The 8,179-nt window shown below is 65.9% G+C and carries 9 protein-coding genes; 7 read left to right on the forward strand and 2 right to left on the reverse strand.

Annotated elements, in window-relative coordinates; genetic code table 11:
• Positions 1 to 59 precede the first annotated feature (59 nt).
• From ACYVK5_RS20930 to ACYVK5_RS20940, 3 genes are all read left to right on the forward strand, one after another.
• A complete protein-coding gene (locus ACYVK5_RS20930; RefSeq protein ID WP_460707917.1) occupies positions 60 to 1,322 on the forward strand; it encodes a helix-turn-helix domain-containing protein in 1,263 nt (420 codons plus the stop codon).
• Complete coding sequence (locus tag ACYVK5_RS20935) at positions 1,319 to 2,245, forward strand: phosphotransferase enzyme family protein (protein WP_460707918.1); 927 nt, start codon at positions 1,319 to 1,321, stop codon at positions 2,243 to 2,245. Before ACYVK5_RS20930 ends, ACYVK5_RS20935 begins: the two co-directional genes overlap by 4 nt.
• 115 nt (positions 2,246 to 2,360) lie before the next feature.
• Complete coding sequence (locus tag ACYVK5_RS20940; RefSeq protein WP_460707919.1) at positions 2,361 to 2,960, forward strand: HD domain-containing protein; 600 nt, start codon at positions 2,361 to 2,363, stop codon at positions 2,958 to 2,960.
• Here the strand turns inward: ACYVK5_RS20940 and ACYVK5_RS20945 are convergent.
• Together ACYVK5_RS20945 and ACYVK5_RS20950 are read right to left on the reverse strand one after the other, a co-directional pair.
• Positions 2,953 to 3,426, reverse strand: a complete 474-nt coding sequence (locus tag ACYVK5_RS20945) for an NUDIX hydrolase (protein WP_460707920.1) — start codon at positions 3,424 to 3,426, stop codon at positions 2,953 to 2,955. The two genes, ACYVK5_RS20940 and ACYVK5_RS20945, sit on opposite strands and share 8 nt — an antisense overlap.
• 74 nt (positions 3,427 to 3,500) lie before the next feature.
• Positions 3,501 to 4,205, reverse strand: coding sequence for a helix-turn-helix domain-containing protein (locus ACYVK5_RS20950; RefSeq protein ID WP_460707921.1), 705 nt, complete (start codon positions 4,203 to 4,205; stop codon positions 3,501 to 3,503).
• Between the two features lie 335 nt (positions 4,206 to 4,540).
• Between ACYVK5_RS20950 and ACYVK5_RS20955 the strand changes: the two genes are divergently transcribed.
• Genes ACYVK5_RS20955 through ACYVK5_RS20970 form a run of 4 tightly spaced genes read left to right on the forward strand, consistent with a single transcriptional unit; the run spans position 4,541 to position 8,140 of the window.
• Positions 4,541 to 5,710: a radical SAM protein gene (locus ACYVK5_RS20955; RefSeq protein ID WP_460707932.1), complete on the forward strand. Its 1,170-nt coding sequence runs from the start codon at positions 4,541 to 4,543 to the stop codon at positions 5,708 to 5,710.
• On the forward strand, positions 5,707 to 6,582 hold the full coding sequence (locus tag ACYVK5_RS20960; RefSeq protein WP_460707922.1) for an aldo-keto reductase family protein: 876 nt from the start codon (positions 5,707 to 5,709) through the stop codon (positions 6,580 to 6,582). The genes ACYVK5_RS20955 and ACYVK5_RS20960 overlap by 4 nt, the downstream gene beginning before the upstream one ends.
• Positions 6,579 to 7,817, forward strand: coding sequence for a serine--tRNA ligase (gene serS, locus ACYVK5_RS20965; RefSeq protein ID WP_460707923.1), 1,239 nt, complete (start codon positions 6,579 to 6,581; stop codon positions 7,815 to 7,817). Before ACYVK5_RS20960 ends, serS begins: the two co-directional genes overlap by 4 nt.
• Positions 7,814 to 8,140 (forward strand): carbamoyltransferase N-terminal domain-containing protein, encoded by a 327-nt coding sequence (locus ACYVK5_RS20970; protein WP_460707924.1) that lies wholly within the window; start codon positions 7,814 to 7,816, stop codon positions 8,138 to 8,140. The genes serS and ACYVK5_RS20970 overlap by 4 nt, the downstream gene beginning before the upstream one ends.
• Positions 8,141 to 8,179 lie beyond the last annotated feature (39 nt).

An 8,179-nucleotide genomic window follows, 5' to 3' on the forward strand; every position in this document is an offset into this window, starting at 1 on the left:
GGCCTGGAACCGGCGGCTATGGTGAGCATCGGACGGCTACCTGACAGGAGACCCAACTCATGTCACGCAGAGCGAGGCTCTCGGATGCCCGTAAGTCAGCCGGATACAGTCAGGAGGCGCTTGCTGAACAGCTCGGCATCGACCGGACTACCGTTCAGCGCTGGGAGTCGGGCGAGTCCACACCACAGCCTTTCCAACGAGCCAATCTGGCCACGGCGCTCGACATGACGAGCGGCGCCCTGGATGCGGCCCTGGAAACGGGGCCTACTGGCTTGCAGGCATCAAATGCCATGTCCTCGCCGTTGGAGGCTCGGCAGTCGGCCTTCTCCGCCAGCCCCATAGGTGCAGGTGCCCTGCTCGGTCTGCTGGATGCGGCACGGCCGCTTGTCGATGACACGTTGGCCGCCACGACGCTCTCGCAAGGGCGGCTCGACCTGATCGAGGAACGCGTCGCCGAGCACCTGATGACGTACACGCGCACGGCGCCTGCGGCCATGCTGTCGGCACTCGCCCCCGATATCGTCGAGATCCAAGCGATAGCAGCTGTCCGGCAGCCTGCCATGATCCAGGTCAAGCTCTCGGAGACGCTGGCGGTCCTTGCCCTCCTGGCGGCCGACGCCCTGATGAAGCTCGGGGAGATCCGCCGGTCCCACTATTGGTACGGCACCGCACGGCTGGCGTCGGACGACACGGGCAACCTGCGGCTCCAGGCGCGTGTGCGGGCTCAGGAAACGATGCTGCCGTACTACTACGGGCACGTGGAGCAGGCGGTCGAGCTCGCTCGCAGCGCGCAGGCCCTTCTTCCGGGGGTTGCGTCCCAGCCGACAGCGTTGGCCGCTGCTGCCGAAGGCCGGGCTCTGGCGAAACTCGGCGATGCCCGTGGCGCCGAGCGAGCTATGGACACGGCGCAGCGATACGTAGACCAAGCCGACGCACTGGGCTCGTCCGATGCGGCCTTCCACTTCAACCACAAGCGCCTGTTGATGTACCTGTCGGGAACATTGAGCTATCTGAATGAACCGGTCCGCGCCGGGCGCATCCAGGAAGAGGCGCTCACCCTGTACAGCACAGAGCCCGACCTCGTCATCGATCCCGCTCTGATCAAGCTGGACCAGGCGATCGTCCTAGCGAACCAGGGCCGGATCGAGGAGTCCTGCCAGCTGGCCGTCCAGGTCGTCACGACGCTGCCGGCAGAGCACCGCACGCGCGTCGTACTGACCAAGACCCAGGACGTGGTCCATGCGCTGCCTGAAGGCCGCCGCGAGCGGCGAGCCGCCGAGCTCAGCGAACTCGTCGCCACCCAGATGGAAGGCACCCGTTGACCTCCAGCCCGCATCAGGCCGACCTCGGTACCGATGTCGCCGAACAGCACGTCCATACCCCGGAGCGCACCGGGCCCATCGCGGAGGCCGCCGCCCTCGGGGCCGGTCTGGACCCCGATCGCATGGTCTTGATCCGTCACCAGACCAACGGCGTCTACCGGCTGGCCTCGGCACCGGTCGTGATCAAGGTCGCCCCGCCCGGCGAGGACCACCTCGCCGAGGTCGTTGCCCTCGTTACTTGGCTTCAAGACCACGCTGTACCGACCGTCGCCCTGTGGGGTGACCCGGCAGGCCAGCCGCTCGAGATCGACGGCCGCGCGGTGACCCTGTGGCGCTACCTGCCCCAGGAGCGCCCCGTCCACGCCGCAGACATGGCCGAACCGCTGCTCGCGCTCCACAACGCCCCGCTGCCGCCGTTCTCTTTTCCGCCGCTGGACGCGTTCGGCGAGATCAGGCACTCGATCACCACCAGCCCGCTCCTGACGGACGACGACCGCACGATGCTGATGGACCTGTGCTCCGAACTCGCCCGGGGTGAGTCGCACCAACCGTCCGGTTCGATGCCGGGCCTGATTCACGGCGACGCACAGCACCGCAATACCCTGCTGGACCCCGCAGGCAGCGCCGTGCTGTCCGACTGGGACAGCGCAGTCATCGCGCCCCGAGAATGGGACCTGGTCACCGTTGAGGTGCACTGTCGACGGTTCAACCACTCACCGGCGGAATACGACGAGTTCTGCCGGCGATACGGCCGAGACATCCGCGAGTGGCCCGGCTACAACTGGCTCCGCGACGTTCGAGAACTGCGCATGATCACCACCAACGCCCGCAAGTCACCTCCTGGATCACCTGCGGCAGCAGAGGTTCGACGACGAATCGACAGCCTCCGCGAGGGCGAGGAGTCGATCTGGAACATCCTGTAGACACTCGGTTCAGCTCCACATCCGAGGCTGTGGCCGCGGCGCACGACGAATCGGAGATAGCGATGTCTCCCTACAGTCTGCCTGGCGCATGTGATGTGGTGAGGCCATGGCCATGTTGAGCGGCGTCCCGAGTCCGGCCGAAGCGGCAGTCGTGCTGAAGAGGGCGCTGCCGACCGGGTCGCACCGGCTGGCACATTCTCTGGCCGTGGGCCGCAAGGCTGAGGCGATCGCCGGCGTGCTCGAGCCCGAACGGGCTCGACTGGTGGTTGCGGCCGCGTTCCTGCACGACATCGGCTACGCCGAGGCCGCGACCGACACCGGGATGCATCAGCTCGACGGTGCCCGCCACCTTCGCGGGCTTGGTGGCGAGGACCGCCTGTGCCGACTGGTTGCGCATCACACGTTCGCGCGGATCGAGGCACGGAACAAACGGCTCGACGGTGTGCTCGAAGCGGAGTTTCCACCGCCCGACGGCACCCTGGTCGACCTGCTGGACCTGGTGACGTTCTGTGACCTGACGACGTCGAGCGCCGGTGAACCGGTGACCGTTGCGGCGCGGTTCGCCGGGATTTTCGAACGCTACGCGCCGCAGCACGTGGTCGCGGTCACGATGCGGGAGGCCGAGCCCTTCGCACGGGACCTCGTCGAGCGGGTGCAGCAGCGGGTCGATGAAGCTGGCGCGCATGAGCGTGACGCCGTCAGTGAGATCAGGTGAGCCACGGCTGTGTCCGGCCGGTATCGAGGGCGTGGTCGATCCGCAGGCGGTTCGTGGGATGGATCCTCAGCTCGCCAAGCTGATCGACTGGTTGCCAGACCACCTCTGACGACTCGGCCGATGTCCGGGCCTGGCCACCTGTGACATCTCCGGTCAGGCAGATCGAGAACTGCGATCGCACCTCGCCGTCGGAGTACGCAATGATGTGATTCGGGTCGGTGTAGATGCCGACGAGGCCGGTGATCTCAACGTCGTAGCCGGTCTCCTCGTAGGTCTCTCGGACAGCGGCCTGACGAACGGACTCACCTGGTTCCATGGCGCCGCCCGGGATCGACCAGAGGTCGTTGTCCGTGCGGTGGATCAGCAGGATCCGACCCGCCTCGTCTCGGGCGATGACGCTGACGGCTGGGACGATCGAGTTCGGCTCGGGAGCCTGCGGGTCGTCGAAGTAGTCGGTGCGGGCCATTGCGCCACCTTCTCATCCGTCGTCATCGCGTGGGCGGCCACATGGCCAGTGGCGTCGCGTTCGCCCACACCCGTTCAAAGCCCTGCTGGTAGGCCGCGATCAGCGGGGAGGTGTCCGCACCGCGCAGGTGCATCAGCGGGTTCGCCCCGGCGGGCGTGCCCCCACACGTGCTGGTTGACCAGCAGGTCGTCGTCGAAGCGGTAGGTCGAGACGTACAGGGTCGTGTCGTGCAGGCGAACCTCGATCCGCGGGTCGGAGATCACCGGGGCCACGTAGCCCAGCACGAGCCTGACCCGGCCGTCCACACCTACACGCCCTTCCTCCTCATCGCGCCGGGCCACGGCCTGCCCGTCGGGGTCGCCGAGCAGCAGCCGGATCCGCACGTCCTGGCCAGCCAGCCTGATCAACTCGGATGCGAGGTCCATCGTCTGGTCGGGCAGGAACATCGCGGCCAGCGCGTGCAGCTCGAACCGGTCGGTGACCCTGCTCACGAGGCTCTGCCAGGTCGCATACGGCACGTTGCGCCGACTCGGGTAGATCGCCACGACCTCCGCCGGCACCCCGTCGCGCGTTTCGTCAGGCACATCCCACAGGAACGACGCAGGCTGCTCCAGCACCGCGGCAGCCGCCTCACGATGCCGCGGGTGCGGCGTGCGCCCACCCGTGATCCACCGCTCGACGGTCTTCGGGTCCACCCCGACCTCGGCCGCCAGGCGGGTCCGACTGATACCTGCCTGACGGATCGCCGCAACCAGACGCCCATTCCTCAGCTCAGCCACAGGGACGTTCTACCATCCCGAATGTCCCGTAAGTGTCATTGGCACGTCCCGGTGTGTCCGCTTGAGTGACGGACGTGCGGTCCTGACCATACCCGCGATCGCTTTCATGACTACAGGAGCACGTGGGGCGCTTGTCGGGGGGGGCCGACTTCGCTGTTGAGATGTGCTTCCAAGTCACAGACGCTGACAAACATCAACATCTGCTCCACACCCCGGCTCGGGGTGGTTCGTCTGCACCACCTGCGCCGTCAGCAGCCCTGGCGGCGCATCCTGCCAGCGATCGCACAATGTGGGAGATGCCCGTGAAGGTCATGGACAACCGGTACTCACCCGGGATGCGCAAGTGGAACCTCCGTTTCGGAATCACATCGAGGTGCAACATCCGCTGCCGGTACTGCTTGCCGGAGGGACCTCAGGGGGTGATCGTCCAGCCTTCGCTGGACGAAGCGATCGAGGTGCTTCAGGCCGGGCACGACGTCGGCATCAGCCGTGCTCACTACACGGGCGGTGAGCCGACGGTGCGTAAAGACTTCGTCGACATACTCCGGGCGGGCAAGGAGATCGGCCTGGCCCAGCAGATCGTGACGACCAATGGGTACCGGTTGCACCGGTTCATCGAGGACGCTGTCGACGCCGGGTTGACGCGGGCGATCATCAGCATCGACACGCTCGATGAGCAGAAGAACCTGTTCCTCACCCGGCGCGGGTTCCACGATGACACGCTGAAGAGCATCGAGCGGTCGGTGGAACTGTTGCCGACCATGACGAAGCTGTCGTGCGTGACGATGCGCGACACGCTCGATGAACTGCCGGCCTTCGTCGAGTTCGCTCGGGACGTCAACAACCGCCGAGGGTATGCGGGACAGCTCGCGATCAAACTGAACCAGTTCTTTCCTTCGAACCCTGCCCAGCTCGGAGACGAGGGCGAGCAGTTCTGGAAGGACCAGTTCGTCGACGAGGAGGCGATCCTCGCTGCGCTGGCCAGGGCGGGAGAACTGCGGCCAGTGGCGCGGGAGTCGATCGAGGGTGACAACCCGTCATACAACTACTACGAGATCGGCGACACCGGTGTGAAGGTCGCGGTGCTCGCGATGTTCTCGTGGAACTACCCGTGCGGCGGTTGCTGGAAGTTGCGGATCAGCCCGAACGGCATGACCACGATCTGCATCAGCCAGAAGAACCCGCCGACCTTGTGGGGCATGAGTCTGGCCGAGAAGCGCGACACGTTCGCCCGCCTGACCGGATACCGCGACAGCGAGCAGTTCGACATCGACAACCCCAAGCGTCGCCACTACCGCGACCAGCTCGGCGAACTTCGGTTCGACAAGGTGGTGGGCAAGGAGAAGTCGATCGCCTACTTCCAGACGATCCTGACCCGCGGTGCCGGGGAGGAAGCGCCTGCCGGTGGCGCGGTAGCGACGGGAGCGGGCTGTTCGGGAGGCGCTTGCGGGACGGGCTTGACCGAACCGACCCGTCCGGTCGAGGTCCCAGTATCCGACACATGAGCCGCGCGTCAACGGAACCAGCCGTTGGCGTGGCCAGCACGCTGCCGGCTGCCCTCGGCAGGTACTGCTTCGGCACCAGTACCTTCGTCGAGGGCCGCTTGCGGCCGGGCAAGAACTCGGCTCCCGGCATGGCTGCGCTCCGGCTCGCACTCCGGTCTGGAGTCCGAACGATCCACTCCAACCCGCGGCTCGGCACACAATGGGCGGTACGGCAGGTCTTGGACGACACCGGTTATCGAGTGCGGCATCTGGTCAAGGCTGAAGCGCCGCTCGGCGTGAATGCCGGTACGGTCGCCGCGCGTATCGCGGACGTGCTGGAGGCTACGCTCGCCACCCTGCGGATCAGTACGGTCGACACTCTCGTGCTGGAGATCGATGTCAAGCACACGCGAGATCATCAGCTTCTGAGTGATGAGGGCGCCGCTGCTGACTTCTATGCGCTGGGTGAGGACCTGTGTCGCGTCACCGGTGTCGTCGGCTCGGTATATGCCTACTGCCACGGGCCTGCGCACGTCCTGGGCGCGCTGCGTTGCCGTGGGATCGGCGGGGTCGCAGCGCAGTACAACCTGCACCACGGGTGGTCGGCGCCGTATGTCGACGACGTCGTGGAGACGGGTCGGGCGTTCGTCGGGATGTCTCCGTTCGACCGGGGGCGCCTGATCGATCAGACGCCCCGGTCCGGGTTGAGAAGGCTCTCGGCGCTAGAGTGGGCTCTTGCCGACCAGCGGGTCTCGGCGCTAGCGATTACCACGTCGAGTCCGCGGCACCTGCGAGAAGCGATCAGCCTCTTCGAGCGGTCACATGCCCGCATGTCGGCATCCGCGCACCGCCAGCACGACGACAAGCAACCATCGAGGAGAGACGCCCCGTGATCGACATCGCCCTGTTGCGTACCGACCCTGACCGTGTGCGCCGTACGGTCGAGGCCAAGGAGTCCGACGTCGATGTGGACCGGCTGCTCTCTCTCGACTCCGAGATGCGCACCACGCAGGTCCAGATGGAGACGCTGCGTGCAGAGCAGAAGAAGCTGGGCAAGGGCGCAGACATCGACAAGGCCCGCGCGCTCAAGCAGGACCTGAAGAACGCCACCGAGCGTTTCCGCGAGCTGGAGAAGGCGCGCGACGAGTTGTGGGTCCGGCTGCCGAACCTTTTCGCGGAAGACACGCCGCTCGGGCATTCGGACGAGGACAATGTCGAGCTGCGCACGTTCGGCACCCCGGTGCCGGCCGACGAGGACCGTTCGCACGACATCATCGGTGAGCGGCTGGGCATCTTCGACATGGCGCGCGGCGCCGAGGTCGCTGGCAACGGGTTCTACTACTGGAAGGGTGACGGCGCCCGCCTGGCCTGGGCGGTGTTTACCTACGTGCAGGACTTCCTGTTCAAGCGTGGCTTTGCGCCGATGATGACGCCGCTGCTGACTCGTGAGCGGACACTTTTCGGTACTGGGTACCTGCCGTTCTTCGCCGACCAGATCTACCAGGTCGCCGACTCCGACCTTGCCCTGATCGGCACCTCGGAGCAGACCCTGATCGGCTACTACGGCGACACGATCGTGGACGCGTCGGAATTTCCGATCAAGGTCACGGCGTTCTCCCCGTGTTTCCGAACCGAGGCAGGGTCGGCGGGGCGATCGAACCGCGGTGGGTTCCGCGTGCATCAGTTCCACAAGGTGGAGCAGATCATCATCTGTGACCCAGCCGACTCGGAGAAGATGCTCGAGGAGTGCCAGCAGAACGTCGAGGACATCCTGAAGTCTCTCGAGCTGCCGTTCCGGGTGGTGCGGGTTTGCCTGGGTGACATGGGCGCTCCGGCGTACAAGAAGTACGACACCGAGGCGTGGTTCCCGTCGTTCGGGGCGTACAAGGAGACCCACTCGAACACGAACCTGTGGGATTACCAGGCTCGCCGGTTCAAGATCCGGTTCAAGGGTGCCGATGGCAAGACCGTGCTGCCGCACACGATCTCCTCGACCGGCATCACCGACCGCGCGGTGTTCGCGATCCTGGAGAACAACCTCAACGATGACGGTACTGTCACCGTGCCCGAGGTCCTGCGTCCCTACCTGGGCGGTCAAGACCGCATCGGAAGGCCTGCCGCCGGATGACGGCACCGGTCCTGGGGATCAACTTCGGCACGCACGACTCGGCCGCCGCACTTGTTCTCCAGGGCCGGGTCCTTGCGGCCGTCGAAGAGGAACGCCTGACCCGCGACAAGCACACGAAGGCGTTTCCTGCACAGGCGATCAAGGCGTGCCTCAACCAGGCGGGCCTGGAGTCCGGCGACATCGAGGACGTGGCGCTGTTCATCAACCCGCGCCTCCAAGCGATGCTCGCACCAGCGAACCTTTGGCACGCCTTCCCAGCCTCACTCGGGTCGTTCGGGTCTGACGTCGAAAAATACCTCCGCGGTAGTTGTCAAGTCAAATGAGACGCGTTCACGCCTTGATGACTTCTTTCTGTGATGTTC

The sequence above is a fragment of the Myceligenerans halotolerans genome, assembly GCF_054782975.1.

Coding starts and splice junctions, on each gene's coding strand:
- ACYVK5_RS20970 (WP_460707924.1), top strand. CDS start 7,814: ATGACGGCACCGGTCCTGGGGATCAACTTCGGCACGCACGACTCGGCC.
- ACYVK5_RS20945 (WP_460707920.1), bottom strand. CDS start 3,426: ATGGCCCGCACCGACTACTTCGACGACCCGCAGGCTCCCGAGCCGAAC.
- ACYVK5_RS20955 (WP_460707932.1), top strand. CDS start 4,541: ATGCGCAAGTGGAACCTCCGTTTCGGAATCACATCGAGGTGCAACATC.
- ACYVK5_RS20960 (WP_460707922.1), top strand. CDS start 5,707: ATGAGCCGCGCGTCAACGGAACCAGCCGTTGGCGTGGCCAGCACGCTG.
- ACYVK5_RS20930 (WP_460707917.1), top strand. CDS start 60: ATGTCACGCAGAGCGAGGCTCTCGGATGCCCGTAAGTCAGCCGGATAC.